Origin of the sequence: Amorphoplanes friuliensis DSM 7358 (assembly GCF_000494755.1) — a bacterium.
Lineage (GTDB): Bacteria > Actinomycetota > Actinomycetes > Mycobacteriales > Micromonosporaceae > Actinoplanes > Actinoplanes friuliensis.
Genome location: NC_022657.1, coordinates 6,358,025 through 6,383,391 on the forward strand (window position 1 = coordinate 6,358,025; position 25,367 = coordinate 6,383,391).

27 protein-coding genes and 1 pseudogene are annotated in these 25,367 nt (G+C 67.1%); 17 read left to right on the forward strand and 11 right to left on the reverse strand.

Going from position 1 to position 25,367, the window contains the following annotated elements; all coding sequences use genetic code 11:
- Positions 1–198: 198 nt before the first annotated feature.
- Positions 199–954, reverse strand: a complete 756-nt coding sequence (locus AFR_RS29360; RefSeq protein ID WP_023560446.1) for an MBL fold metallo-hydrolase — start codon at positions 952–954, stop codon at positions 199–201.
- Positions 955–974: 20 nt separating this feature from the next.
- Positions 975–1,550 (reverse strand): QsdR family transcriptional regulator, encoded by a 576-nt coding sequence (locus AFR_RS29365; protein WP_202963961.1) that lies wholly within the window; start codon positions 1,548–1,550, stop codon positions 975–977.
- Positions 1,551–1,971: 421 nt separating this feature from the next.
- Here AFR_RS29365 and bdeA point away from each other — a divergent pair, with 421 nt between their 5' ends.
- Positions 1,972–2,844, forward strand: a complete 873-nt coding sequence (gene bdeA / locus AFR_RS29370; RefSeq protein ID WP_023560448.1) for a bis(hydroxyethyl) terephthalate hydrolase — start codon at positions 1,972–1,974, stop codon at positions 2,842–2,844.
- Positions 2,845–2,875: 31 nt separating this feature from the next.
- On the opposite strand, the gene AFR_RS29375 is transcribed toward bdeA, so the two are convergent.
- Together AFR_RS29375 and AFR_RS45415 are read right to left on the reverse strand one after the other, a co-directional pair.
- Complete coding sequence (locus tag AFR_RS29375; RefSeq protein ID WP_023560449.1) at positions 2,876–3,220, reverse strand: hypothetical protein; 345 nt, start codon at positions 3,218–3,220, stop codon at positions 2,876–2,878.
- Between the two features lie 232 nt (positions 3,221–3,452).
- Positions 3,453–4,010: a VOC family protein gene (locus tag AFR_RS45415; protein WP_023560450.1), complete on the reverse strand. Its 558-nt coding sequence runs from the start codon at positions 4,008–4,010 to the stop codon at positions 3,453–3,455.
- A 91-nt stretch (positions 4,011–4,101) separates the two neighbouring features.
- Between AFR_RS45415 and AFR_RS29385 the strand changes: the two genes are divergently transcribed.
- Positions 4,102–4,998 (forward strand): LysR family transcriptional regulator, encoded by an 897-nt coding sequence (locus AFR_RS29385; protein WP_023560451.1) that lies wholly within the window; start codon positions 4,102–4,104, stop codon positions 4,996–4,998.
- Between the two features lie 3 nt (positions 4,999–5,001).
- Here AFR_RS29385 and AFR_RS29390 read toward each other — a convergent pair whose 3' ends face one another.
- A complete protein-coding gene (locus tag AFR_RS29390) occupies positions 5,002–5,922 on the reverse strand; it encodes a LysR family transcriptional regulator (protein WP_023560452.1) in 921 nt (306 codons plus the stop codon).
- A gap of 359 nt (positions 5,923–6,281) precedes the next feature.
- Between AFR_RS29390 and AFR_RS29395 the strand changes: the two genes are divergently transcribed.
- The 6 genes from AFR_RS29395 (at position 6,282) to AFR_RS29420 (ending at position 13,475) form a co-directional block, all read left to right on the forward strand.
- A complete protein-coding gene (locus AFR_RS29395; protein WP_023560453.1) occupies positions 6,282–7,130 on the forward strand; it encodes an SDR family oxidoreductase in 849 nt (282 codons plus the stop codon).
- Positions 7,131–7,180: 50 nt separating this feature from the next.
- Positions 7,181–8,845 carry an NAD-dependent malic enzyme gene (locus AFR_RS29400; protein ID WP_023560454.1) on the forward strand — a complete coding sequence of 555 codons (1,665 nt, stop codon included), beginning with the start codon at positions 7,181–7,183 and terminating at the stop codon, positions 8,843–8,845.
- A 3-nt stretch (positions 8,846–8,848) separates the two neighbouring features.
- Positions 8,849–10,354, forward strand: coding sequence for a class II fumarate hydratase (locus AFR_RS29405; protein ID WP_023560455.1), 1,506 nt, complete (start codon positions 8,849–8,851; stop codon positions 10,352–10,354).
- A gap of 253 nt (positions 10,355–10,607) precedes the next feature.
- Positions 10,608–11,300: a type 1 glutamine amidotransferase domain-containing protein gene (locus AFR_RS29410; RefSeq protein WP_193786328.1), complete on the forward strand. Its 693-nt coding sequence runs from the start codon at positions 10,608–10,610 to the stop codon at positions 11,298–11,300.
- Positions 11,301–11,359: 59 nt separating this feature from the next.
- The gene (locus tag AFR_RS29415; RefSeq protein ID WP_023560457.1) at positions 11,360–12,766 is read left to right on the forward strand and encodes an amidase; all 1,407 of its coding nucleotides are present in this window, start codon (positions 11,360–11,362) and stop codon (positions 12,764–12,766) included.
- A gap of 22 nt (positions 12,767–12,788) precedes the next feature.
- Positions 12,789–13,475: an NAD(P)H-binding protein gene (locus tag AFR_RS29420; RefSeq protein WP_023560458.1), complete on the forward strand. Its 687-nt coding sequence runs from the start codon at positions 12,789–12,791 to the stop codon at positions 13,473–13,475.
- Here the strand turns inward: AFR_RS29420 and AFR_RS29425 are convergent.
- Positions 13,461–14,147, reverse strand: coding sequence for a TetR/AcrR family transcriptional regulator (locus AFR_RS29425; RefSeq protein WP_063749641.1), 687 nt, complete (start codon positions 14,145–14,147; stop codon positions 13,461–13,463). The two genes, AFR_RS29420 and AFR_RS29425, sit on opposite strands and share 15 nt — an antisense overlap.
- Positions 14,148–14,427: 280 nt before the next feature.
- Between AFR_RS29425 and AFR_RS29430 the strand changes: the two genes are divergently transcribed.
- From AFR_RS29430 to AFR_RS29440, 3 genes are all read left to right on the forward strand, one after another.
- Positions 14,428–14,844 carry a hypothetical protein gene (locus AFR_RS29430; RefSeq protein ID WP_052359501.1) on the forward strand — a complete coding sequence of 139 codons (417 nt, stop codon included), beginning with the start codon at positions 14,428–14,430 and terminating at the stop codon, positions 14,842–14,844.
- A gap of 109 nt (positions 14,845–14,953) precedes the next feature.
- Positions 14,954–15,787, forward strand: a complete 834-nt coding sequence (locus AFR_RS29435) for an alpha/beta fold hydrolase (protein ID WP_023560461.1) — start codon at positions 14,954–14,956, stop codon at positions 15,785–15,787.
- Positions 15,788–15,870: 83 nt separating this feature from the next.
- Complete coding sequence (locus tag AFR_RS29440; RefSeq protein ID WP_023560462.1) at positions 15,871–16,419, forward strand: AraC family transcriptional regulator; 549 nt, start codon at positions 15,871–15,873, stop codon at positions 16,417–16,419.
- Here AFR_RS29440 and AFR_RS29445 read toward each other — a convergent pair.
- Positions 16,413–16,847, reverse strand: coding sequence for an ester cyclase (locus AFR_RS29445; protein WP_063749552.1), 435 nt, complete (start codon positions 16,845–16,847; stop codon positions 16,413–16,415). The two genes, AFR_RS29440 and AFR_RS29445, sit on opposite strands and share 7 nt — an antisense overlap.
- Positions 16,848–17,042: 195 nt before the next feature.
- On the opposite strand from AFR_RS29445, the gene AFR_RS29450 reads away from it, so the two are divergent.
- From AFR_RS29450 to AFR_RS46315, 5 genes and pseudogenes are all read left to right on the forward strand, one after another.
- Entirely contained in the window at positions 17,043–18,275 is a 1,233-nt protein-coding gene (locus tag AFR_RS29450) for an MFS transporter (protein WP_023560464.1), read from the forward strand.
- Positions 18,276–18,346: 71 nt separating this feature from the next.
- A pseudogene (locus tag AFR_RS48830) lies at positions 18,347–18,496 on the forward strand (IS630 family transposase); the annotation flags it as partial.
- Positions 18,497–18,768: 272 nt separating this feature from the next.
- Positions 18,769–19,434, forward strand: a complete 666-nt coding sequence (locus AFR_RS29455; protein ID WP_148308092.1) for a hypothetical protein — start codon at positions 18,769–18,771, stop codon at positions 19,432–19,434.
- The gene (locus AFR_RS29460; protein ID WP_023560466.1) at positions 19,431–19,937 is read left to right on the forward strand and encodes a hypothetical protein; all 507 of its coding nucleotides are present in this window, start codon (positions 19,431–19,433) and stop codon (positions 19,935–19,937) included. Before AFR_RS29455 ends, AFR_RS29460 begins: the two co-directional genes overlap by 4 nt.
- Before the next feature lie 477 nt (positions 19,938–20,414).
- Positions 20,415–20,864 carry a hypothetical protein gene (locus AFR_RS46315; protein WP_148308093.1) on the forward strand — a complete coding sequence of 150 codons (450 nt, stop codon included), beginning with the start codon at positions 20,415–20,417 and terminating at the stop codon, positions 20,862–20,864.
- Positions 20,865–21,238: 374 nt separating this feature from the next.
- Here the strand turns inward: AFR_RS46315 and AFR_RS29465 are convergent, their stop codons facing one another.
- From AFR_RS29465 to AFR_RS29475, 3 genes are all read right to left on the reverse strand, one after another.
- Positions 21,239–21,775, reverse strand: coding sequence for a TetR/AcrR family transcriptional regulator (locus tag AFR_RS29465; protein ID WP_023560467.1), 537 nt, complete (start codon positions 21,773–21,775; stop codon positions 21,239–21,241).
- Positions 21,776–21,820: 45 nt separating this feature from the next.
- Positions 21,821–22,291: a nuclear transport factor 2 family protein gene (locus AFR_RS29470; protein ID WP_023560468.1), complete on the reverse strand. Its 471-nt coding sequence runs from the start codon at positions 22,289–22,291 to the stop codon at positions 21,821–21,823.
- A gap of 207 nt (positions 22,292–22,498) precedes the next feature.
- On the reverse strand, positions 22,499–24,040 hold the full coding sequence (locus AFR_RS29475; protein ID WP_052359840.1) for a dolichyl-phosphate-mannose--protein mannosyltransferase: 1,542 nt from the start codon (positions 24,038–24,040) through the stop codon (positions 22,499–22,501).
- 133 nt (positions 24,041–24,173) lie between these two features.
- On the opposite strand from AFR_RS29475, the gene AFR_RS29480 reads away from it, so the two are divergent.
- Positions 24,174–24,743 carry a TetR/AcrR family transcriptional regulator gene (locus AFR_RS29480; RefSeq protein WP_023560470.1) on the forward strand — a complete coding sequence of 190 codons (570 nt, stop codon included), beginning with the start codon at positions 24,174–24,176 and terminating at the stop codon, positions 24,741–24,743.
- 21 nt (positions 24,744–24,764) lie between these two features.
- On the opposite strand, the gene AFR_RS29485 is transcribed toward AFR_RS29480, so the two are convergent.
- Positions 24,765–25,259, reverse strand: a complete 495-nt coding sequence (locus tag AFR_RS29485; protein ID WP_023560471.1) for an FBP domain-containing protein — start codon at positions 25,257–25,259, stop codon at positions 24,765–24,767.
- Between the last annotated feature and the right edge of the window lie 108 nt (positions 25,260–25,367).

Here is a 25,367-nt window from a genome sequence, read left to right on the forward strand (position 1 = left end):
AGAAAATCACCACGATTGCGGTCCACAAGAATGAGCACTGCTGCGTCGTGACCAATGGCCGACCACCTGAATGGGCAGTGAGCAGGCAAGAAAATCAATCATCAAATCAAGGGGCATGAGCGTCGCCTCCGGCAGGCAATCAGCACGGTGCCGGCGGGCACATGTTCTGGCACCGTAATTCGCATCCGGCCGACAACCTCATCGAGGTTCGACAGGCGACGTCCAGGCCAGGCCGGGGCGCGCGACGGCGGTCGGGCCTGCGTACCCGCGTGCGGCAGCCTCGAGATGGGCTGCCGGGCTGCTGCCCGGCCAGAGATGGGTGAGCCACAGTGTCCCGGCCTCGGCCCGCGTCGCCAGCGCGGCGGCGTCGACCGCCGTGGACAGGAAGCCGGCCTGCCTGGCGGGCACCTCGGTGGCATACGTCGACTCGGCGATCAACAGATCCGCGCCGACGGCGAACCCGGCGAAATCCGGGGACGGGCCGCTGTCGCCGGTGTAGACCACGGTCGTCCGGCCGGCGGTGATCCGAAGCCCAGCGTTCGGCAGAAAATGCGGCAGCCAGGCGGTGTCGATGGTGAACGGACCGATCACCAACCGGTGGGCCTGCGACAGTTCGTGCAACGAGTACGCGCCGTCGAGCAGCTCCGGCTCGTCCAGGGCCAGGACCGCGTCGAGGGCCCCGGCCGGCGCGTAGCAAGGCAACGGCGGAAGTGGTTCCCGCGGCAGCGCCCTGGCTCGCAGCAACGGATGCAGGTCGGCACAGTGGTCGGGATGCCCGTGCGTCACCACCACCGCATCGACGGCGGCGGCCGGGCAGTACGCCAGCAACGGCAGCAGGGTCGCATAGCCCGGGTCGACGACCAGGATGAAGTCCTCGTGCTCGATGACGTAGCCGCTGCAGCCGGCCGTCGGTTCGGGCCAGGCACCGGCCCCGCCCAGCACCGTGATGCGCATCCGGCCACCTTAGGCTCAGGTCAGCCGCCGGGCCAGGCCTCGGTGAGCAACGCCCGCAGCGCCTGCTCCACCGGCCCGCGGTCGGGCCGTCCCGGGTACTGCAGCTCGGAGTAGGCGGCCACCTCGACCATCCGCGTGTAGAGGTAGGCCAGCCGGTCCAGGTCGACGGCCGGGCCCGGTCCGGCGCCGCAGCCCGCCTCCAGGAAGATCTCCTTCTGGGCGGCGACCACCCGCGGATGAACGACCCCGGTGGGTGAGGACAGCACCCGGCCGGCCAGCTCGGGCTCGGTGGTCACGAAGGTGATCAGGCCCTTGGCATCGGCCAGGCCCGCGCCGAAGTGGCGGGTCACCTCGAGGACACCCTCGATGCCGTCCACGGTACGGGCGCGGCGCGCCGCGTCCAGCCGGATCTCGCACAGCGCCCACAGCACGTGGCCGAGCAGCAGTTCCCGGCTACCGGCCACCCGGTAGAGCGTCGCCCGGCTGACGGCCAGAATCGGGGCGAGCTCGTCGACGTCGACGGTCCCGTGCTCCAGGAAGTACCGGATGGCGCCGCGGACGACGGTCTCGTGGCTGATCACCCGCCGCGGGCTCACCGTGGCGCCCCCGAGCGCTTCACGGGGCAGGCGGGCATTCCCTCATTTTGCGATATGACCATGGCTGCGGACCTCCGAATTCCGGCGCATTCGTATTGTCCGTCCGGACAGTTTTGCCGGCTCCCTTGTCGTCCATTTCCCGGCGTTTGATCACCGGCTCGACCCGTTCTCCGATTCGCCCCCTTCGCACGGTCCAGCCCCTGCTCAGAACGTGCGACAGCCGTCTCAGGCTCGTCACGGATCTGGTGCCGCGCGAATACCGCTGGCTATCGTCCGAACGCATCTGATGCTTGTCGTGACTATTTCCGGTCACCGCATTTCACAGGGAAAAATGGAGGCTTTGGTGACGCCAGAAGCTGACGTGACCCCCGCTGCCACTGTCCGGGGACACCGCAGGACCACGGCGACGGGGCGTAACCGGTTGTTCCGGGGCCGGACCGTCGCGGGCGCGGCCCTCGCCGCCGCGCTGACCGCGGGCAGCATCGCCCTGGTCCCGAGCGCCGACGCCGCGACCAACCCGTTCGAGCGGGGCCCGTCCCCGACCACCACCAGCATCGAGGCGACCCGCGGATCGTTCGCGGTCTCGCAGACCAGCGTGTCGTCGCTGAGCGCGAGCGGCTTCGGCGGCGGGGACATCTACTACCCGACCAGCACGACCGCTGGGACCTTCGGCGCCGTGGCGATCGCACCCGGCTACACCGCCCGCAAATCGAGCATGGCCTGGCTCGCGCCGCGGATCGCCTCGCAGGGCTTCGTGGTCTTCAACATCGACACGCTGACCACCTCGGATCAGCCGGCCAGCCGGGGCCGGCAGTTGCTGGCCGCGCTGGACTACCTGACCCAGCGCAGCACGGTCCGGACCCGCATCGACAGCTCGCGGCTGGGCGTCATGGGTCACTCCATGGGCGGCGGCGGCACCCTCGAGGCCGCCGACGACCGCCCGGCGCTGCAGGCAGCCATCCCGCTGACGCCGTGGAACCTGACCAAGTTGTGGCCCGGGGTCACCGTGCCCACGATGGTCATCGGCGCCGAGAACGACAGCGTCGCCCCGGTGGCGTCGCACTCGGAACGCTTCTACAGCAGCCTGCCGTCGACGCTGAACAAGGCGTACCTGGAGCTGAACAACGCCAGCCACTTCGCGCCGAACAGCTCGAACACCACCATCGCGAAGTACAGCATCGCCTGGCTCAAGCGTTTCATCGACGACGACCTGCGCTACGACCAGTTCCTCTGCCCGGCCCCCCGGGTCAGCACGGCGATCTCCGAATACCGCGACACCTGCCCGCACTCCTGAGCAGGCCACCCACGGGTTCGACCGGGGCCGTTCATCCTCGCCGGGCGGCCCGGATCGCGCCCCACGCGGCCGCGGTCAGACCGCCCTCGATCACCGCGTCCAGCAGCGCGGCGCGGCGCCAGCGAGGTGCGGCCGCAGCCAGTACGAGACAACTGCCGGTGTGCACAGCGTCGACGACAATGCCGAGGACCGCGACGGTGCCGGTGGGCGCGACGACGCTCGCCGCGGCCTGCACCACGTGCCGGACACCGAGTACCCGCGCCGCCGGGACGACACCGGCCGGGACCACCCCGGGCGCCAGCCGGCCGGGTACCAGCAGCAGCGTGAGCCCCCACCCGGCCCGCAGGACGGCCGTGGCCCGGACACCTCGTGACATGGTCGGCTCCCGCCTGATCAGGTGAGCCCGCAGTACCCCGCCCAGCGCCCCTGACACCTTGCGCCCGCCATGCATATATGGCTACGGTGTAGCCATAATTTGGCCTTGGCTCCCCGGCGTGAGGCCGGGGCCTGCTCCTCCGGTGTGGACGGCGATGACTGATCGTTGCGAAGAACGTTCCGACGGAGGGCCGGCTCCGCCGCACGTCAACCGGCGGCAGAGGCCGATCGTGTCAGACCTGCGGGGGATTTCCTGCGCGCAGCCGGGCCATCGATCCGGTGACACCGGCGTCGAAATACAGAATCTCCGTGTAGAGGCCTGTCACCGCGGTGGTGTCGAAGTAGGCGAAGACAGTGCCGTCGACGCCGAAGTCTCCGCTCTGCACGGCGGCGCCGTGGCTCTCGGTCAGGCTTTCGGCCGCCGCCTCGAAGTCGTAGACCTGGAAACCGAGGTGGTGGAACCCGCCCTCCGGACGCTCCTCGAGGAACTCGCTGTACAGGTTGTCGTCGCCGTCGGGACGAGGGCGGACAACTTCGATGTTGGTGTCGCCGATGTAGCCCAGGGCCAGGTCCACCCGAAGGTCGATCTGCTTGCCCCGGTACGTCACGTTCAGCAGCGGGGCGTTCTCCATGATCCAAAAGCCGGCCGGGCCGTACAGCTTCTCGAGTTCCGCGCACTTGGCATCGAGGTCCGGCGTGACCACACACCACTGGAAGAAGCCCTGCGCGAGCGGGTGGATCGCGGGGCGAAGGAGGTCGAATGAAGTCAGCTTCTGCACCGTTTCGGTCATGCTCCCGAGACTGGCAGGCGGCGCCGCCGGCCAGTAGCGCCGATCGCGCAAGCCCGCCATGCGCAACCGGCATGTTTGATCGACGAGACTCATGAACGACCTGACTTTCACCGGGCTACGCGTCATCTCGCAGGTTGCCGCGTCCGGGTCGATATCCGCGGCGGCGGCCACGCTGGGGTACACCCAGTCCGGAATTTCTCGGCAGCTGGCGGCGATGGAGAAAGCCGCCGGCACGGCGTTGTTCGAGCGCCATCCACGCGGCGTACAGCCCACACCCGCGGGCGCTGTTCTGGTCCGGCACGCCCTTGCGCTGTTGCACGGTGCCGAGACCGCTGTCGCGGAGATCGACGCCATGCTGGGCCTGGTCACCGGGACGGTCACGGTGGGCGCGTTCCCGACCGGACAGGTTCTGCTCGTACCCCGCGCTGTGGTCCACATGCGCGCCGAGCATCCCTCCGCCACCGTACGCATCAGGGAAGGAAGTTCTGCCGACCAGATCCGTCACCTGCGGGACGGGCACCTCGACGTGGCGGTCGTCGCCTACCAGCCGGACTTCGGTCAGTCCCTCGACGGATTACTCTGCTCCCCGATCCTCGAAGGGCAGCTGCTCGTCGCAGTGCCACCCGGACATCCATTGTCGGACCGCGACAGCCTGACCCTCGACGATCTGTCCTGTCAGTCCTGGATAGTCGGCGGCAGCGGTACGGGGGACGCGCAGTTCGGCCCCTGGGCGGGCGCGACCGACCCGGAGATCGCGTACATGGTGCGGCACTGGCCTGAGCGACTGGGTTTTGTCGCCGCGGGTCTGGGACTCGCGGTCGTGCCGGCGGCAATCGCGGCCGTGCTCCTGCCCGGAGGCATCCGGGCGATCCCGGTTGCCGACCCGGACCGGCCCCACCCCATGGTGCTCGGGCTCACGAGACCCAACCCGACACCGATCACCTGCGCCTTCATGAGGTCACTCAAGCTCGTGGCGTCGAATCTGTGAGCCTCAGGTCGCCCAGATCAGCTCGTCACGGCGGTTCCGAACCTCCTGGTGGAGAGCTTCGCGCAGCACCAGCACCTCCTTGCGGCGCATCGCCTCCCGACGCGCCGCGAGGGTGACCTGGACGCGGGCAGGCGGCACGTACGCAGTCACAAGCCGGATGCCGGATGCCGTGTCGGCCACAAATTTCGACAGGAACCCGATGCCTACACCGCGGCGTACCGCTTCGAGCTGCGCAAAGATGTTCGTCGAGCTGAATCGAATCAGGGGCTTCGACACGTACCGTTCGATGTCCAGTTCGCGCACCCGCTGCAGGGAATCCACGAAGAAGACCAACGCGTGTGCATTCAGTTCTTCGAGCGACGCCGGGTCGCCATGTTTGTCCAGATAGGCGTCGCTGCCGTAGAACCCGCTGTCGTACTCGCACAGTCTTTCGGTGAACAATGTGCTGCCCTGGGGGCCACCGATGGTAATGGCGAGATCAAAATTAGAATCGCGCAGGATCAGTTCGCGTGCCCCTGTTATCAGCTCGACGTTGAGGCCGGGATGGCGAGCCCGCACACGGGCTATCGCCGGGACCACGAACAGGGTGCCGAAAGCGTCCGGGGCCGTGACGCGGATGGTGCCGACCAGCGCGTCGGCTTCCCGGCCGGATGCGGCGCTGGTGGCCAGGATGACCGCGTCCCGGACGGCCCTGGCGTGTTCGACCACCGCCCGCCCGGTCGTGGTCAGTTCCCAGCCGTCCTGCCTGCGGTCGAGCAGCCGGGCGCCGAGGGCCAGCTCCAGCGCTCGTAATCGGCGTGAGACGGTGGTGTGGTCGACCCCGAGGGTGCGCGCTGCCGCCGTCAGGCGACCCGTTTCCGCGACCACGGCCAGGAAGCGGAGGTCGTCCGCCCGCACGTCCCGGCCTTCGGCTTCGGGACTCATGTCGCACCTCGGCGCTTGTGCAAATCTACACACCCATCGTGCGAAGTTGCTTGTTTCCCGCTCGGCCACGGTCCTCTAGCGTCATTGCCAGGAACCCCTCGACACCACAAACGAACCCTTCGCGGCCAAACCGACCGTAGACACCCTTCCGGCATATGAAATGGCCGATCTACTCACGGATCGTAGGCAGCCCCGCGGTGGCCAGGAACAGCATACGACCGGTCGGCGGCAGAAGGGCACGGCACGCTGCCCGTCACCACCGAACAGTGACCGGCTGCCGGGGAAATTCCATTCTTCGCCACCATTCGGCACGGCATCACCGTCAGGTCGCGCCCCTAGGAAAGGACTTCCCCGTGCGGATGAACAAGGTGCTGATCACCGGCGCAGGAACCGGATTCGGTCACGAAGTCGCCCTGCGGCTCGCCGAGAAGGGTTTCGACGTGATCGCCACCGTCGAGATCTACGGCCAGATCCAGACGCTCAAGCGTCAGGCGCACGAGCGCGGCGTGAAACTCCAGGTCGAGAAGCTGGACGTCACCAACGAGGGCGATCGCCGTAAAGCCCTCGGCTGGGGAGTGGAGATCCTGGTCAACAACGCCGGCATCGGTGAGGGCGGGTCGACCGTCGACATCCCTGCCGCCAACATCCGCAACGAGTGGGAAGTCAATGTCACCGGTCCGCTGCTTCTCACTCAGGGCATCGCCAAGCAGATGGCCCGGCGCGGTGCCGGCCGCATCGTGTGGGTCTCGTCCCGTGAGGGACTGAACGTCAATCCGTTCACCGGCATCTACGCCGCTTCCAAGCATGCCGTCGAAGCCATCGCCGAGACCATGAAGCTCGAGCTGCAGGAGTTCGGGGTCGAGGTCGCGACGGTGAACCCCGGGCCGTTCCTCACCGGTTTCAACGACCGGATCTTCCAGACCTACCACAGCTGGGAGGACGATCCGGCCGATCGGCTCTTCGATTACGACAAGCTCGCGTTCCCCCGCGCCCAGTACGACCCGGAGCCGGTCTACGCGACCATGACCGCGGTCGCGGCCGGCGAGATCGACACGTACCGCAACCTCGAGCCGAAAGAAATGATCGAGGAAACCAAGAACCTCATCATGGCGCCGTGGGACAAGAAGACCACTGACGGCCTGGGCACCCGGCCGGACCAGGTCCAGAGCTCCTACGACATGGAGCCCGAGACCCTCATCACCCCTTAGGCCCCTCCCCCGCACGCCGCCCGCAGGACTCGCTGACGACAGGGAATCAGATGAGCAAGCAATCCGGGGATCGCGCACGGACGGTCCTGAGTGATCCGCTCCGAAGTCGCGGTACAGCGTTCGACTACGAGCAACGTCGCCGGCTCGGTCTCACCGGCCGGCTGCCGGCGGTCACCGAGACCCTCGACCAACAGGCGTCCCGCTGCTACGAGCAGTTGTCACGCATCGACACCCCCATCGCCCAGTTCATCTACCTCGACCTTCTCCACGACCGTAACCAGACCCTGTACTTCAAGGTTCTCGCCGACCATCTCGCCGAGCTGCTGCCCGTCGTGTACGACCCCACGGTCGGGCAGGCCATCAAGGAATGGAGCCGGGACTACCGCGTCGCCCAGGCGGCCTTCCTCTCCATCGACCACGTCGAGGACATCAGGGTCTCGCTCGAGTCGTTCGGGCTCGGCGCCGATGACGTCGATCTGATCGTGTGCACCGACGCGGAGGAGATCCTGGGTATCGGGGACTGGGGCGTCAACGGTGTGGAGATCTCGGTGGGCAAACTCGCCGTCTACACCGCCGCCGCCGGCATCAACCCCGGGCGCGTCATCGCCGTGAGCCTCGACTGCGGCACCAACAACGCATCGCTGCTCAACGACCCCACCTATCTGGGTAATCGCCACTCGCGGGTGTCCGGCCAGCGCTACGACAGATTCATCGCCGAATACCTGCGGATCGCGGCGGAGCTGTTTCCCAACGCCATCCTGCACTTCGAGGACTTCGGCCCCGAGAACGCACGGCGCATCCTCGATCGGTACCGCGGTGACTACCGGATCTTCAACGATGACATGCAGGGCACCGGCGCCATCGTCGTGGCTTCGGTCCTGTCAGGCATGAAGGTGACCCGGCAGACCTTCGCGGAGCAACGTCTTGTGGTCTTCGGCGCGGGAACGGCCGGAACGGGCATGGCCGACCAGCTCGCAGCGGGCATGGTCCGCGACGGACTGTCCGAGGAGCAGGCCAAGGACCGGGTCTGGCTCATCGACAAACACGGTCTGGTCGTCGACGACATGGTGGACCTGCCCGGCTACCAGCGGGCCTACGCCCGTGCGGCCGACGAGGTACGCGGCTGGAAGAGGACAAACGGGAGCATCGACCTGCTCACCGTCATCGAGGAGGTCAAGCCGACCATCCTCATCGGCACCTCGACGGTGCACGGCGCGTTCACCGAAGAGGTCGTCCGGGCGTTGTGCACGGGCGTGGAGCGGCCGATCCTGCTGCCGTTGTCCAACCCGACCGAACGCATCGAAGTCATGCCCCAGGACGCCATCGACTGGTCCGGCGGCAAGGCACTGGTCGCGGTGGGCATCCCCACCGATCCTCACGACCACGACGGTGTCACCTACACCATCGGGCAGGCCAACAACTCGCTGCTCTATCCGGGACTCGGGCTGGGCGCGATCGTGTCCGGCGCCACCCACATCACCGACGGCATGCTGCTCGCTGCGGCCGAGGCGGTCGCCTCCCAGGTCGATCCCACGCCGCCCGGTGCCTCACTGCTGCCACCGGTGCAGAACCTCCGGGCCTCCTCCGCCATCGCCGCGTTCGCTGTCGCGCAGGCCGCGGCACGCGACGGCGTCGCCACCCGGGCGCACGACGATCTCACCCAGGCCGTCCAGGACGCCATGTGGCAGGCCGCCTACCCGGATGCGGAGGCCTAGACCATGTCACCACGGGACAAGAAGAAGGCCGACCAGCAGCTGGCCCTGCGCGACGTGGCCATCGGCACGGGAGCCACCGGTACGCGCATCGAGACCGACTCGATGGGATCGATCGAGGTCCCCGCGACCCACTACTGGGGTGCACAGACCCAGCGCTCCCTGATCCACTTCTCCATCGGCGACGACCACATGCCCAAGGCCGTCTATCACGCCTACGGCTACGTCAAGAAGGCCGCGGCGGTGGTGAACCACGCTGCCGGGCGCCTCGACACCGCCCGCAAGGACGCCATTGTCCAGGCGGCCGACGAAACGATCTCCGGCCGGCTCGACGGGCAGTTTCCCCTGTACGTCTGGCAGACCGGCTCGGGCACCCAGTCGAACATGAACGTCAACGAGGTCCTCGCCAATCGCGCCAGCCAGCTGCTCGGTGGTGAGCTCGGCACCAGGTCGCCGGTGCACCCCAACGACCACGTCAACATGGGGCAGTCGTCCAACGACACCTTCCCCACCGCCATGCACATCGCCACCCTGCTCAAGGTCCGGGGCGACACCCTGCTGCAGGTACGCGCCCTCGCGGACGCGATCATGGCCAAGGCGGAGAGGTGGGTCGACGTCGTCAAGACCGGCCGCACCCACCTGCAGGACGCCACGCCGCTGACCGTCGGCCAGGAATGGTCGGGCTGGGCCGTCCAGGTCCGCCAGGCAGCCGACCGCCTCGAGCACGCCCTCTCGGGCATGTACGACCTCGCGGCCGGTGGCACCGCGGTCGGCACCGGGCTCAACGCCCCGAGTGGTTTCGCCGAGGAGATCGCCGCCGAGCTCGCCGAACTGACCGGTGAGCCACTGCGGACCGCACCGTCCAAGTTCGCCGTTCAAGGTTCCCTGGACGCGATGGTCGCCGTTTCCGCCGGTCTGCGCAGTATTGCCGTCGCCGTGATGAAGGTGGCGAACGACATGCGGTGGCTGGCGTCCGGCCCTCGGGCCGGCTTGCACGAACTCAAGCTCCCGGCGAACGAGCCCGGGTCGTCGATCATGCCCGGAAAGGTCAATCCCACTCAGCAGGAAGCGATGATCATGGTCTGCCTGCAGGTGCTCGGCGAGGACGGCATCGTTGCCGCGGCCGGAGCGCAGGGCAACTTCGAGCTCAACGCCATGCGCCCGATCATCATCAGCAACGTTCTCCATTGCGCCACCATTCTCGGCGACGCCAGCGACAAACTCCGTCTCTACAGCGTCGAGGGAACCGAACTCGACCGGGACCAGATCGACCGATTCGTCGGCGCTTCTCTCATGCTCGTCACGGCGCTGTCTCCCGTCATCGGCTACGACAAGGCGTCAGCGATCGCCCACAAAGCCGACGACGAGGGAACAACCCTGCGGGAAGCCGCCATGGCCTCGGGAGTCGACGCGGACCAGTTCGACCGCATCGTCAACCCGAAGTCCATGGTCGGCGACCCGCAACGCGACGTGGCGCTGAGCATCAGCTCGTCGGTACGCCCGCGCCAGTAGCTTTCACGGCCTTTTGCGCCATTCCGAAGTCACGCTTCGTACTTCGAAATTTACGTTTCGTAAGGACGTCGGTGGTTGCACTTCCGGTCGGATCGGAGCGTTGACAGTCTCAGCGCTTTACGGATACGTTGTAGCCGTAAAGCTTTATGGCTACAACGTATTCGAAAACCGATCTCCTTCGAACTGGGCCGCCGCCATGAACCTGCCGTTCACCGTGATGCGAAGCGGCAGAATCCTCGAGGAGTCATCCCTGGTGAGCAACATTCTGTTCGTTATGACCGGCGCTCGTTACTGGACACTCAAGAACGGTCATCGCCACCCGACGGGGTACTGGGCCGAGGAGTTCGTTTCCCCGTACCGTGCGTTCACCGAGGCCGGTCACCACATCACGGTGGCCACCCCGGGCGGTGTTGTTCCCGCCGTGGACACGATGAGCCTGCGGGCGAGCATGGCGGGCAGCGAGGAGACATCCCTCGAGCTCGAGGCGGTCATCGAAGCAGCGGAGGAGCTGCGCCGGCCTGCCGTCCTCAGAGACGTCCGTCTCGACGATTACGACGCGGTCTTCTATCCCGGAGGACACGGTCCGATGGAAGACCTCGCCTTCGACCTCGACTCGGGCATGGTGCTCAGGAAAGCACTCGCCTCCGGCAAGCCACTCGGCATCGTGTGCCATGCACCGGCGGGTCTGCTCGCCACCCGCGACGAGCACGGCCACACCCCGTTCGCCGACTACCGGGTCACCGGCTTCACCAACGACGAGGAAGCCGCGGTCGGATTTGCCGACAAGGCCGAGTGGTTGATGGAAGACCGCGTCAGGGATCTGCCGACGCAGTATTCCCGCGGGCCGGCCTGGGAGGTCTACACGGTCGTGGACCGCAACCTCTACACCGGTCAGAATCCTGCATCCTCCGGCCCGGTGGCCGTCGAGATGCTGAAAGCCCTCTGACCCTCGCGACGGCTTCCCCTCTTGCCACCACTGCACGAGCTTCCAGATTGAGGTACGTAATGGATTCCGAGATCTACTTCTCCGACGTCACCAAGCTGGCCCACCTCATTCGCACCCGCGAGCTGTCCCCCGTGGAGGTCATGCGGGCGCACCTGGACCGCATCGAAGCCACGAACCCTCAGGTCAACGCGGTCGTCTCTCTGGCCGACGGCGCGCTCGACGCGGCACGAAGGGCGGAGGCGGCGGTCACCGACGGCGGCGACCTCGGACCGCTGCACGGGGTGCCCTTCACGGTCAAGGACTCGATCGACACCGCCGGTGTGCTGACCCAGCGCGGATCGCCGATCTTCAAGGGACGGGTCCCCGACACCGACGCCACCAGCGTGGCGCGCGTGAAGCAGGCCGGCGGCATCCTGATCGCCAAGACCAACCTGCCCGAGTTCTCGTACTCGACCGAGAGCGACAACCTGCTGAGCGGCCGGACCAACAACCCGTGGAACCTCGACCGGACTCCGGGCGGTTCCAGCGGTGGCGAGTCCGCAGCGATCGCGGCCGGGATGTCGCCGTTCGGTCTGGGCAGTGACCTCGCCATCTCGGTGCGCGGCCCGGCGGCGCACACCGGGATCATCGCCCTCAAGGCAACCCACGGCCGTGTTCCGGCGACCGGAATGTGGCCCCGGGTCCCCCGCCGCGACTGGCACATCGGGCCGATGGCACGCACGGTGCGCGACATCGCCCTGGCGTACTCGATTCTTCAAGGCCCGGACGGCGCCGACGGTTACTCGATCATCCCCCGGGGCTTCGACGCCGGTGTGGGTTCGGCACCGAACCGGCCGATCCGGATCGGCTGGCTCGTCGAACCCGGCCTCGGACCCATCCATCCGGAGGTCGCCGCGACCGTCGAGGCCGCCGCAGCCGCGTTCCAGGGTATGGGGATCGCCATCGAGCAGGTGCGCATTCCCGCGCTCGAGCGGGACCTCGCCCTCAACGTGTACAACAAGCAGCACGTGATGGAGCTCAAGCCGGCGTTCGCCGAAGTGACACGCGGCCACGAGGACGAGATCGGGCAGATCACCAGGACGACCCTCGATACGCCGGACACCAGCGTGGCGGACTACGTCGGCGCGGAGCAGTGGATCGAGCAACTCCGCGACGGCTTCGCCGCATATTTCCAGAAGTTCGACGCGCTGCTGCTGCCCGCCACGCCGATTCCCGCTCACGCGCACGGACTTCAGGAGTTCGTGATCAACGGTGAGACAGTGCCGTTCATCTACATGCAGAATGCGACCGTCCCGTTCAACATGACGGGCCTTCCCGCGCTGTCGATGCGGTTCGGGACGAGCAGCGAAGGCCTTCCGATCGGCGTTCAGATCGCCGCCCCGTGGTTCGCCGAATCCACGATCCTGCATCTCGCCTCGCTCCTGGAGTCCGTGAGCCCGGTGCGCAACCTCCATCCGGCGATCTGAACCAGACCAGGAGACGACCAAGGTGAAGATCTTCATCATCGGGATCACCGGCGGTGTCGGCGGACAGGTCGCCAGGAAGTTGCGGGAGCAGGGCGACGACGTCGCCGGGCTCGTTCGCCGCGAGGAGCAGAAGGGCGAACTCGCCGAGTTCGGAGCCGTCGGGCACGTCGGTGATCTGACCAACGGTTCCGCTCGGGCACTGGCCGACATGATCGGCGATGCGGAGACGATCGTCTTCTCCGCCGGTGCCGGAGGCGGCAGCCGGGAAGCGATCGCCGCCATCGACCGCGACGGCGTCATCAAAGCCATCGAGGCGGCACACCTCGCGAAGGTGCAGCGCTTCGTGCTGGTGTCGGTCTTCCCCGAGGCGTGGCGGGACCGCTTCGAGGGCGACGGTTTCGAGTACTACATCCGCATGAAAAAGCAGGCTGATGTTGCACTCTCCCGGAGCGGCCTCGACTGGGTCATCCTCCGGCCGGCCGCGCTGCAGGACTATTCCGGCCGGGGAACGATCGCTCTGGGCCCGGCGGAGATCCACGAGCAGGTGTCACGCGAGGATGTCGCCACGACACTGGCGGCTGTCGTCCATGAGACCGGCATCAGCCGCCAGATCCTGGAGCTGAACGCCGGTGACACCCCGGTCAGCGAAGCGATCCGGGCCGCGGTGCGTGACACGACGCGGGCAGGTGAGGACTCACGCGGGAGCTGAGGTGTCCTCCGCGGGCGGTGCGGACCTGAGGAGTCCCGTGGTCAGTGCATCGAAGATCAGACCGAGCCCGAACTCGAACTCCTCGTCCAGCGGACGGGGCAGCAGGTGCACCACCGAAGCTGTGGCGGGGTACCGGTCCCCGCCCGCCCCTCCGAAGGTGTTGTCCAGCGTCGAGCGGCTGACCGTCGCGTCGTTCTGCATCGCGAACCCGACCACGTAGTGAGAGATCGTCGCGACCGTGTTGACAGCCATCATCGGGGTGAAGCCGGCCTTGATCAGAGCGGCCAGCATCCGTTCGCGGATGGTCATGCCGTTCGGTCCGAGCGGGAATCTGTTCGTGAACAGGTGCGCCGAGGCGTTGTGGCTCGACAGGACCCGGTACGAGATTCGGGCGGAGGCCCGGCAGACCTCGTCCCAGTTCGCGTTCGCCTCGAGGTGGGCCCGGATCTGCTGGTCAGCCTGGCCGAGCAGGTGATCCATGACAAGGCCGAGCAGTTCCGAGCGGCTCTCGACGTGGCGGTAGAGCGTCGCGGTGCTCGACGAGAGACGTTTGGCCACAGCTCGGAAGGTGAGAGCGTCCGCGCCCCCCTCGTCGATGACGCCGAGCGCTGCCTCGACGATGCGGGCGCGGCCGAGGGCGGGACGTCCCCGGGGCCGCTTCGGTTCGTTCATGGCCGGACTGTCCATCCGATCGCGTCTCCCCTCACGAGTACGAAGCCGCGCCCCTCGGGGTCAAGGCAGCACGGAGACGCTACACGCCTGGTAACCGCGCGACGTAATACGGGCATTTGTTGCGTTATACACCACCTCGCCGAGTGATTACGGAGACAACGTAGCCATCAATACCGATCGCAGACCCCCTCATCGTCGTCAGTTCACTCCCGCAGCCACCCCTGCGCAGCAGACCGACTCCCTGCGCGAGGGGATCTACGTCACCTTCACCGCACTGTCGGTGACTCTGGTCATGGCTTCTCACCCCGGGGCGCCTCTGGAGGCGTTGCTCGTCCTGCTGGTCACCACCACCGGGACAGTGGTCGCCGCGCTCACCGCCGACGCGCTCTCCCACCTGGCCGTACACGGAAGGTTCCTCAACGGGCCGGAGCTGCGCCACGCGCTACGCGCCTCGCTGGGCTCCTTGGTGACGGTGGTGGCCCCGCTTGCTCTGCTCGGCGCTTCGGCTCTCGGCGCCTGGCCCGTCACCCCTGCGTTATGGATTTCCGCCGCCGTTCTGCTGGCAACGCTCGTGACTGTCGCCGCTATTGCTATACGCGGCGTCACAGTGCCGTGGTGGCAGCGAACGCTGTTTCTCACGGCTCTCGGTATTGCCGGCCTGATCGTCGTCTGGCTGCAGACACTCGCGCACGGATAAGCCTGCCTCATCCCAAGGAGACAATGATGCTTTTCCCCGACCGCCTCATACCGGTGGACGACAATTCCGAACACGACACCGTCGCCTTCCTGCTCTCACCACAGTCGCGATGACCGACCACGTCACCGTCGAGGGCGGCACGATCGCCTACGAGGTACACGGTTCGGGGCCCTTGGTCGTCCTCGCTCACGGCATGGGCGACAGCCGGGAGGCGTACCGGTTCGTCGCCCCGCGCCTGGTGGCCGCGGGTTACCGGGTCGCCGCCGTCGACGTGCGGGGATACGGCGAGTCGAGTGCACGATGGGCGTCCTACACCCGGACGGACATCGCGGGTGACCTGCTCGCGGTGATCCGCCGCCTCGGCCACCCGGCCGTACTCGTCGGCCACTCGGTGTCCGGCGGAGCCGCCACGATCGCCGCCGCCCGGGCTCCCGAGCTGATCAGCGGCATCATCGAACTGGCGCCCTTCACCCGCAAGCAGTCCGTCAAGCTGGGCGACCTGCGGATCCGCCGGTACCGCAAGGGTCTGCTCCGACTGCTGGGCACGGCGCTGCTCGGCAGCGTGCCCCTCTGGCGTGGCTATCTCGACGTCGCGTACCCGGGGAAGAGGCCGGCCGACTACGACGCCCGGCTCCACCGCATCGAGGCCATGCTGCGCGAACCGGGCCGGATGACAGCGATGCAGAAGATGGGCCGGTCCGCACCGGTCGACGCCGGGGTGGCGCTGCCGAACGTGCGCTGTCCCGTGCTGGTCATCGAGGGCTCACTCGACCCCGACTGGGCCGACCCGCGTGCCGAGGGCGAGGCCATCGTCGCCGCGCTGCCGGCCGGATCAGCCCGGCTCGAGGTGATCGACGGGGCCGGTCACTACCCCCACGTCCAGTACCCCGACGAGACCGCGACTCTCATGCTCGCCTTTCTGCGAGCGAACGCCGGCGCCTGAATCCGAGGCGTGCGGGCGCACCCACCCAGTTGGTGGGTGCGCCCCGCACTGCCGTACCGCTCCTACTGCCTAGCGAGGACCGCATGACCGCCACTGATCCGGCAGGGAGAGCGCCGGAACTGCACCTGGAGAAGACGACCGGCAGTCCTCCCCCGCCGGACGAACATGTCCTGCGTGTCATGGTGGCCCGGCTGCAGCACCTGGCGGCCTCCACTCAAGCGGGCGACCTGTCCGCGACAACAGCCGCCGGCCTCCTCGCGGTCCACGTGCTCACCTGCCACGGGACCGCACCGCCCCCGCCGCCGCGCCACGACGTCCGGGTGCAACGCGTCATCGAATTGCTCCACGCCAACGTGCACACCGCACTGAAGCTGGCCGACATCGCCGCCGTAGCGGGTCTCAGCCGCTTCCACCTTCTGCGGCTGTTCCAGCAACAGACCGGCGAGACGCCGGCCCGCTTCCACCTGCGGCTGCGCATCGAGCTGGGACAGGGACTTCTGCGAACGACGCGCGTCAGCATCACCGAGATCGCCGGGCTCTGCGGATTTGTCGACCCGTCCCACTTCTCGAAGACGTTCCGGCGCCACACCGGCATGTCCCCCTCGCGGTACCGGGCGGCCCTGCGTCAGTAGAGCTGCTGCGCGGCGTAGACCTGCTCCGGGACGCCGGACAGTTGCCGGGCGATCGAGGGCCTGTCGAGCACCACGTTGATCCAGTTGAACCGGCCGTCCTGGAAGCGGTAGATGGCGTACTCGATGAAGTTGATCTGCCGGCCGGTCGGCTCCAGGCCGAGCCACGGCTTCGCCGGCGTGCCGTGGTCGACCAGCCTTGCGATGAGCAGGTTACCGTCGATCACCAGCTCGTCGACCCACCAGAAGAAGTCGGGAACGGCGTCGATGTTGCCCTGGATGACGGCGCAGTATTCGGCACGCGTGATCATCTGCTCGTTGAAATTGATCTCATCGTGGGTGAACTGGTCCATGTCGTCGAACCGTCGCTCGTTGATGGCCTGAATGTACCGGCCATAAAGTTCCCGCAGTTCATTTTCCGCAGCAGACAAGGATGCTCCCTAGGAAAGCGGGCATGTCACCCGACATATGTCATGATCGATTTTCAGGTTAACGGCAAGGCCGGTGGACCAGCCAGTCGACGATTGCGGTGACGCAAGGCAGATATTGCGGAGGGGTGCGCCATTTCACCATTTCGTTCGAACCGCGATGATCACGATCCCCGGATGGAGAACTAGAGTCGGGGAATGTCCGAGCACCGCCCTCTTCCGCTGTGGGCGGGACGCACGGCCGCCCTGCTGGGCATCGCGCTCGTCGCCCTCACCCTGCGCCAGGCCGTTGCGGCGATCTCGCCCATCCTCGGCGAGATCCGGGTGGACATCCCGATATCGAGCATCGGCGTCGGGCTGCTCGGCACGTTGCCACCGATCCTGCTCGCGGCATCCGGGTTCGTCGCGCCGCGCGTGGCCCGCGGCATCGGCCTCGACGGCGGCATCCTGCTCGCGTTGCTGCTCATGACCCTCGGCCATCTTGTGCGTGCCTTCGCCCCGGGCTTCGCGGTGCTGCTCGCCGGCAGCGTGGTCGCCCTCGCCGGTACGGGTATCGGCAACGTGTTGCTGCCGCCGATCGTGCGGCGCTACTTCCCCGACCGGGTGGCGCTGCTGACCGCCGTCTACGTCTGCATCGTGGGCGTGAGCACGGCCGTGCCCGCCGCGCTCGCCGCTCCGGTCGCCGAGCGGATCGGCTGGCGGTTCTCGCTCGGCATGTGGTCGCTGACCTCCGCGGTCGCGCTCGTCCCGTGGCTCCTGCTCATCGTGCGGGAGCGCCGCCGGCGGCTCTCCGACGACCTCGCCGCCGAATCTGCGCCCACCACCCTGGTCGCACGACTGTGGCGGTCACGCGTGGCCCTGTCGATCACCGTTGTGTTCTCGACCAGCACGATCTGCACCTACGCGGCGTTCGCGTGGCTGCCCGAGATCCTCGGCGACATCGCCGGCTCGACGCCGACCGAGGCCGGTGTGCTGCTCGCCGTCACCGGCATCGTCAGCGTGCCCGGCGCACTCATCGCCCCGCTGCTCGTCGCGCGGCTGCGCAATGTCGGCTGGCTCATCGCCGCCGGTGTCGCGAGCTTCGTGGTCGGCTACCTCGGCCTCCTGCTGGCGCCCGCAACGCTCACCCTGCTCTGGGTTCTGCTCATCGGGTCGGGATCGATCCTGTTCCCGGTCAGCCTGGTGCTCATCAACGTCCGCACCCGGACCCAGGGCGGCACCGTCGCGCTGAGCGGCTTCTCCCAGGGAGTCGCGTACGCGCTCGGCGCGCTCGGTCCGCTGATCGTCGGGCTGCTGCACGACGCGAGCGGCGGGTGGACCCTGCCGCTGCTGTTCCTGCTCGCTGTCGCGCTGGTGGCCACCGTTCCGGCGATCACCCTCGCCAGGCCCGCGTTCGTCGAGGACCAGCTCGGCCAATCGAAGGTCCGCTAGTGCCGTGACCATCAACGTTCACGGTGTTGACTGACACGCCGTCGGCCTGGTTCAGGCGGACGAGAACACGATCCATCCGCCCACAGGCCGGCTCCGGCTGGGCGCCCAAGAATCACCCACGGCGGCTGCCGGCGAACTATCACAAGCTGCAGGGTGTCCGGCAGTTCCCTGGCTGCTATTCGGTCGGCGACGACCAACTCTGGGGCGTCGTGCACCGCCGCCCAACGCCGCGAAGGTGCCCGCATCCGCAGCGAAGGACAACGCCGATGGGGCCGATCCACCGCTCGAGCGGCCTGACTGATTATCTCCAGGCCTTCGGGGCTCTGGCGCACATTCCGTGAACGGTCTCAGCGGCTCAGCCGGAGTGGTCGACGGGTGCCTCGTCCGCACTCGGGCCAGACTTCAGCCACAAAGCGTCATCGGAGTACGGGAAGATCATCTCCTCAGATGCCCGATAGGTGGCCCTCCGCCGGGTGCGGTACCGTGCCGCCTCGTGAATGCCTTGTTACGACGGTTCGTCGGGCTCCTCGAAGCCGACCTGGCAGCCGCCGGCTTTGTCCGCCGCGGGCCGGTATTCCGGTATTTCGACCCCGAGGGCAACGGCATCGCGCTCAACATCCAGCGCACCACCGCGCTGCAGGGAGAGGTCGCGTTTTTCATCAACGTCGGAGTACTGCTCGCCCCTCACCTCCGCTACTACTTCGGCGAAGACGATGCGCGCCGTGACGCCATGCCACACCACAGCGTCTGGAACCATCGCCTGGTGGCGACCGACGACACCGCCGAGCTTCCCGACCACACGTTCACACTGTCCACGGAAGCCGACGTGGAATACGCCGCCACCATCGTGCGGGTCTGGCTGGCGAAGAACCTGCCCGGCATGAAGACCTGGCTGGGTGACACCGACGCGATGCTCGCCGCCGCCGAGGCTGACCGCGAACGCGCCGCCCGAGCCCGCACCGAACAACTCGCCTCCGGGCGGTGGAAGTCCGGCGCCTGGCCGGAGGGGCGTTGGAGCACACGCCTCATCGCCGCTTACCGGCACGCCGAACGCGGCGACGTTGACGCAGTCATGGATTTTCCGCACTCCGATCCCGACAGTGTGGGCGCCGACATAGTGGCACTCGCCAGAAGGCGTGCCGCCGAGCGGAAGAGGTGACCGTGGGCTACTCAGGTCTTGTCATCATCGCGCGCAGCGGCGACACGCGGCTCGACGAGCTGGCGTGTGTCGACGACCTGTTCGTTGCCGTGACCGACAACGTGCGGGCGTGTGGTTGGCGGATCGGGTTCCTCGGCCCGGTCGACGACTCCTCGGAAGGCGACCTGGCGGCCGACCTCGCGCTGGAGACGGCGGCACCGGCTATCGCGCTGTCAGTCTTTGACAGCGACTGTGCCTGGGCCACGGCGGCCGATCCCTCCGGCAGCACCGTCGCATTCCACCTCAATGAGGAGATCGTCCGGATCCTCGCCGCCGACGACGGCGAGGACTTCGAGCCGCTCAACAGCCAAGCCCTCGCCGGGCTACTGGTGTGGGTCGAGAAGGCCGGCCTCGTCACCAGCCCCGATCGGCTCGCGGCCGCACTAGAGGAGCGCCCCGGGCCGTTCGGCGACGGAATTTACGCATTCGCCGAGGCCCTCGGCATCGCGGAACTCCCGGAGTAGCCGCATGACACCTCGCCCCCGGGCCATTGAACGTGTCGATAAAACATGCACGGCTAGCGCTCGCCGGCCTGACGCGTCAGCCGTCGACTGCACTGGCCAGCCGTCGAGATCATTCACAGACTCTGCGCCAGAGCCGAGTGCCAATACCAGATGTCGCCGAGTTTCGGCGCCAGCAAGATCTCACCGATCTCGATGTCCCCGAGTTCGGGAGCCGCGTCTGGGCGGAGCCGTGAGCCCTGTCGTCGACCAGCTGACAACGTACGCCCGGTGAGGGTTCGACCGGCGAGACGCGCCTTGACTGCGGCAGGAGAGTGCGTTTCGTCCGACCTTCATCGGTGCGCTGCGAGCTCCACGACACCGCGATATGGCGGCGTTCGGTGGACTGCGGTGTCTGCCCAAGAGGCGCACGTCTCGATGAGACTGGTCTGGTAGTCGTCACCCTTAACGGAACTGCCTCAGCTGACGTACCATCATTCGATGGGTCTCGATACATTGCCCGGCTGGACGGACGGCTGGGCCGCCGACTGGCCGGGCGGGGGTCACTGGCTGGCATGGTGCGGATTCCTGCTGTGGCCATGGGCGCTCTACAGCCTGCGAGTTGTATCTCTGTACTTGACAGCGATATTGCGATGCATGTTCGACCCCATGTACGCGGTTGCCCTGGACCCGTTTCCGATGAAGTGGATTCTTCCTGCACTGGCAGTTCCGGTGGTTCTTACCTGGGCGTTGCCGCCATTCTGGAGCCGGCCAGCGTTGTTTGTCGTGCAAGCAATGCTATTGTTCGCTGGAACACTGCAAAATCCGCTGGCGCGCTATTGGCGCAGCCGACTGCCAGCCGTCCAATCTGAGATACGACACCGACGCGCCCTTGATCGCCACCGCGACCTTGATCGTCAACGCGGCCCTTCCGGCGACTCGGATTTGTGACGCTAGCAAAGCTCGTGGCACGGCCCGCTGTATCGATTTGATCAGCGCGAGCAGGTGAGGATCGGTCTTGTTCGGTTAAACGCGACAAGGCGTGGACTTTCAAAGATGGCCTGTGCGAGTTAACAAACCGGAACCCTGCCATCACCCAGGATTAGCGCTTGATGTGCGCGAACAGCTGGGCACCCGGCGGTAGCAACGTGGCGCCGAACGTCGCGAACATCTGGCGCTCAAACTCGGTTCTGTCCCGCAAAGAGTGATCGATGTTTATCGTGGCGGACTGCCTGTGTTCCGCAGCTTGGCAGTGAGCAACTGGCGGATTTCGCGTCCGTGAAGGTCGGCACCACGGACCCGATGATGGTGTTCTGACGCTATGGCTAGGCGTCGATGAGCGTGGCGGCCCAGGGTTCGGCTACGTCGGCGAGGCCGAGCATGGTGATGACGTTGTCGAGCATGCCGGCGGCGAACCACTGCCGGACCGCCTCGTCGTCACCGTCCAACAGCTTCCGGACGATCGTCACCTGCTGGGCGTAACACGTGCGGACCGCATCGCGAATGACCGGTTCGTCGGTGGCACAGTTGGCGTGCATCAGGAAGCGCAGGACGTCACCGTCGGTGATGAGCGTGCTGTACGCGGCTCGCAGTGCTTGCGGCGGGCTCATCGTGGTGTCGGCGGCCTTGGCGGCGGTGAGCGTTTCGGTCAGCAGGCCGCCGACGTGCGTGACCGCAGCAGCGAAGATCGCCTGCTTGTTGGCGAAGAGCCGGTAGAGGTAGGGCTGCGAGATGCCGGCGCGCTCGGCGATCTCGTTCGTGGTCGTACCGTAAAAGCCTCTCCGCGCGAAACAGCTCACCGCCGCGTCCACGACGTGCTGACGGCGTTCATCGCTCTTCGTGGTCGTCCCGGCGGCAGGCATGGTGTCAGCCTATCCACGGCACCTGGACCGCCGGTTCGCTCCGTTTCAGCTACCGAAAGAGCCGGCTACACCCACGGTTCCGGTTGCCTCGGGGTCGCTGGTTGTCAGCGCGTCAACGGCGGCCAGAGGGTTCCAGTAGTCGTCGTATCGAGTGATCAGCCCGTCGGCGTCGGTCTGCACGATCCCGAAGCAGTCCTGGTGAAAATGCTTCCCGGTGGGCGTCGCCGTCCCGTCCAGCGTCCACAACGCCACCGCGATCTGCGGGCTCGTAGTCGCGATGTAGCGCAGATTCACGGCCTGCACGTCGAAGGTGGCTACGAAGTTCCGCATGTGCGTGACAAGGGCTTCACGCCCATGCAGTTCGGAGGCCATCCCGGCCGGCGCAAACGGAAACGTGAACGTGGCGTCGGCGGTGTACAGCTCAGCCCAGGCGTCCAGCCTGCCGGTGGTCAGAAGCCGCAGGTGGTCGGCCACCGCGTGCTGTGCCGGGGAGCGGTTCTCGGTCGTCTCGGTCATGTTCCCACCCTAGCGATCAAGTTAGTGGTCGACCTATAACAGATCTGGTGAGAAGGATCGCGCCCGGTGCGGTTGTCCGATGACACCCATCCCTGCTCTGCATCCGGGACGGTCAGGGCAACCTGGCCACCACGTCTCGAGACCGCATCTGGCCGGCACCCCGCGCCGACCGGTCCCGCCAGGTCACCGTCCGCACGAACCGGCGCACTAGATCCAGCGACTCCCGAGCCACATCCGGGCCGCCCAGTCCTCGTACGAGAGCAGCCCGTTCACGAAGATGGGATGGAAGTAGGCGAAACACAGGGCGACCAGGACGACGTAGGCGCCGGCAACGATCACGCCCAGCAGCTGGCGATCGGTGCGGCCAGGGCCCTGAACCATGCCTTCGGGCGGGGTCATGATGGCGCCGAGCACGTAGACGACAGCCAGGATCAGGAACGGCAGCGCCGGCAGGGCGTAGAACGCGAACATCGTGCGGCTGTCCTTGACCGCGTAGTAGAACCAGGGCAGCAGGCCGGCCGCGACGGGTACCAGGATGGCCCAGGCGCGCCAGTCGCGGCGGGACAGGCCGAACCAGATGAGGGCGGCCAGCGCGGGCAGGAACGACCACCAGAGGATGGGCGTACCGAGAAGGAGGGTTTCTCTGACGCAGCTTGCGGCACCGCAGTTGCCCGCGTTGGATTTCCAGTCGAAGGCCACCGGCCGGCCCAGCAGCAGCCATTGCCACGGCCACGACTGGTAGGTGTGCGGTGAGCTCAGATTGCTGTGGAACTCGAACGCCGACTGGTGGTAGTGCATCAGGTTGAGCAGCGCCCCGATGACCGGTGGTTCACTCAGGCCGTTCTGCTCACGGTAGTGCCGGTCCCATCCGCCGGACGTGACGAACCAGCCCGTCCAGGTGGCCAGGTAGAAGACCACCACCAGCACAGAACTGAGCAGGCCCCAGCCCAGGTCGCCGACGAGGCCGGCCCGCAACGGCCGCCGGACACCCGCCGAGCGCCGGGCCTGCACGCGCCACGCGATGATCAGCACGGCGAAGAACGGCAGGAAGAACAACGCGCTCCACTTCACCCCGCAGGCCAGGCCCAACAGCGCCCCGGCCATCAGCAGCCACCACGGCACCGCCCGCGGCACCGCGGGATCTTCAGCACGCTCCAGCGAGCGCAGCAGGCGGCGCCGGTAGTGGTCGCGGTCGAGCAGCAGGGCGGCGAAGGAAGCCAGGACGAACAAGCCGAGGAAGATGTCGAGCAACGAGGTGCGCGAGAGCACCAGCTGGAAACCGTCGAGGGTCATCAGCAGCCCGGCCGTGCCGGCCAGGACGATCGAGTGGAACATCCGGTACGCCACCCGGATCAGAATCAGGATCATCAGCGTGCCGGCGATCGCGGCCGGGAAACGCCAGCCGAGCTCGTTGTTGCCGAACGCCTTCTCACCCAGCGCGATCAGCCATTTGCCGAGCGGCGGATGCACCACGAACGCCGGACCGCCGGTCTTCTCCGGATCCCATTCGACACCGTGCTGCAGCATGTCCCAGGCGTCGGTCGGGTAGTACACCTCGTCGAAGATGTAGCCCTTGCGGGTCGTGATGCCGTTCAGCCGCAGGATCGCCGCGATCACCACGATGATGCCGGTGACCAGCCAAGAGTACGGGTTGAGCCAGTTCTCGAGCGTCGCCAGCCGGCGCCGGACGAGCTCGGGCACGGCGCGGGCCGGCGTGGGTCGTTCTGTCGTGGCGGTAAGCACCATCATCCCTTCACCGACGGCCAGCACCAGGACCGCCCCCATCGCGGCGGAGCCCGAGTGTATAGCCGGTGTGCCCGCCTTAGAGATGTGCCTAATACGATTAGGCCCGTACGTCTTTCCGGAGCGAAGGGGGCAGGTCGTGGTGCGAGCGGGTCTCACCCCGGAACGCCTGGTGCAGGCCGGCGCCGAGCTGGCCGACGAGGTCGGATTCGACAAGGTCACCGTTTCCGCCGTCGCCCGCAAGTTCAACGTCAAGGTCCCCAGCCTGTACGCCCATCTGCGCAACTCGCACGACCTCAAGACCGGGATCGCCGTGCTGGCCCTGGCGGAGCTGGCCGACCGCAGCTCCACCGCTCTGGCCGGACGATCCGGCAAGGACGCACTCATCGCCCTGGGCAACGTCTACCGCGACTACGCCCGCGAACACCCGGGCCGTTACGAGGCGACGGGAATGCGGCTCGACCCGCAGACCGCGGCGGCCAGCTCGGGACCCCGCAACTCGCAGATGATCCGGGCGATCCTTCGCGGCTACCACCTGAGCGAGACGGATCAGACGCACGCCGTCCGGCTGCTCGGCAGCACGTTCAACGGCTACATCCGCCTGGAGATGGGCGGGAGCTTCGACCACAGCAGCCCCGACTCGCAGCAATCCTGGACCCGGATCATGGACGGCCTCGACGCCCTGCTGCGTAACTGGCCCGCGGAATAACTCTCCGCCGAAGCGGGATCGTCAGCTGGTCACACTGGCCAGGAAGGCCTCGACCTTCCCGACAGTCCGTTCGATCTTCTCGTCCTCGGTCAGCGACTCCTGGAAACGCGTGGCCGGTCCGGCCTTCTTCTTGCCGCGCAGGTACAACGAGCAGGCCAGGTCGACACAGATGTAGGTGCCGACCGAGTTGCCGTTCTGGCCGTTACGCCCGGCCTTGGCCGCGGTCATCAACGACACACCACCGGGGTTGTGCGTTGTCAGGCAGAGCGAGCACATGCTGCGCCGGGGTTGCCCGGCGCTCGGCGACGCCAGCCGCATCGCCACCCCCACCAGCCCGTTGCCGGACTCCGCCACCAGGTACGCACGCTGCAACGACGCGGGATCACGCCACCCGAGGAAGTCCAGGTCGCCCCACGGGCGCTGGTCCAGGTCCGCGGGCACAGCCAGACGTTTGGTCGCACCCTTGGTGCAGTTGACGAAGGACGCGCGGATCTCGCGCTCGGTGATGGGCTCCATGACCCCAATCTACGTCCCATAGTGTGGATCCGCAAGCGTCTAGGCTAAAGCCTAACATATTTAGGTTGAGTGTGCGTCTCATGACATTGCCCCGGTCATCGATTTGTG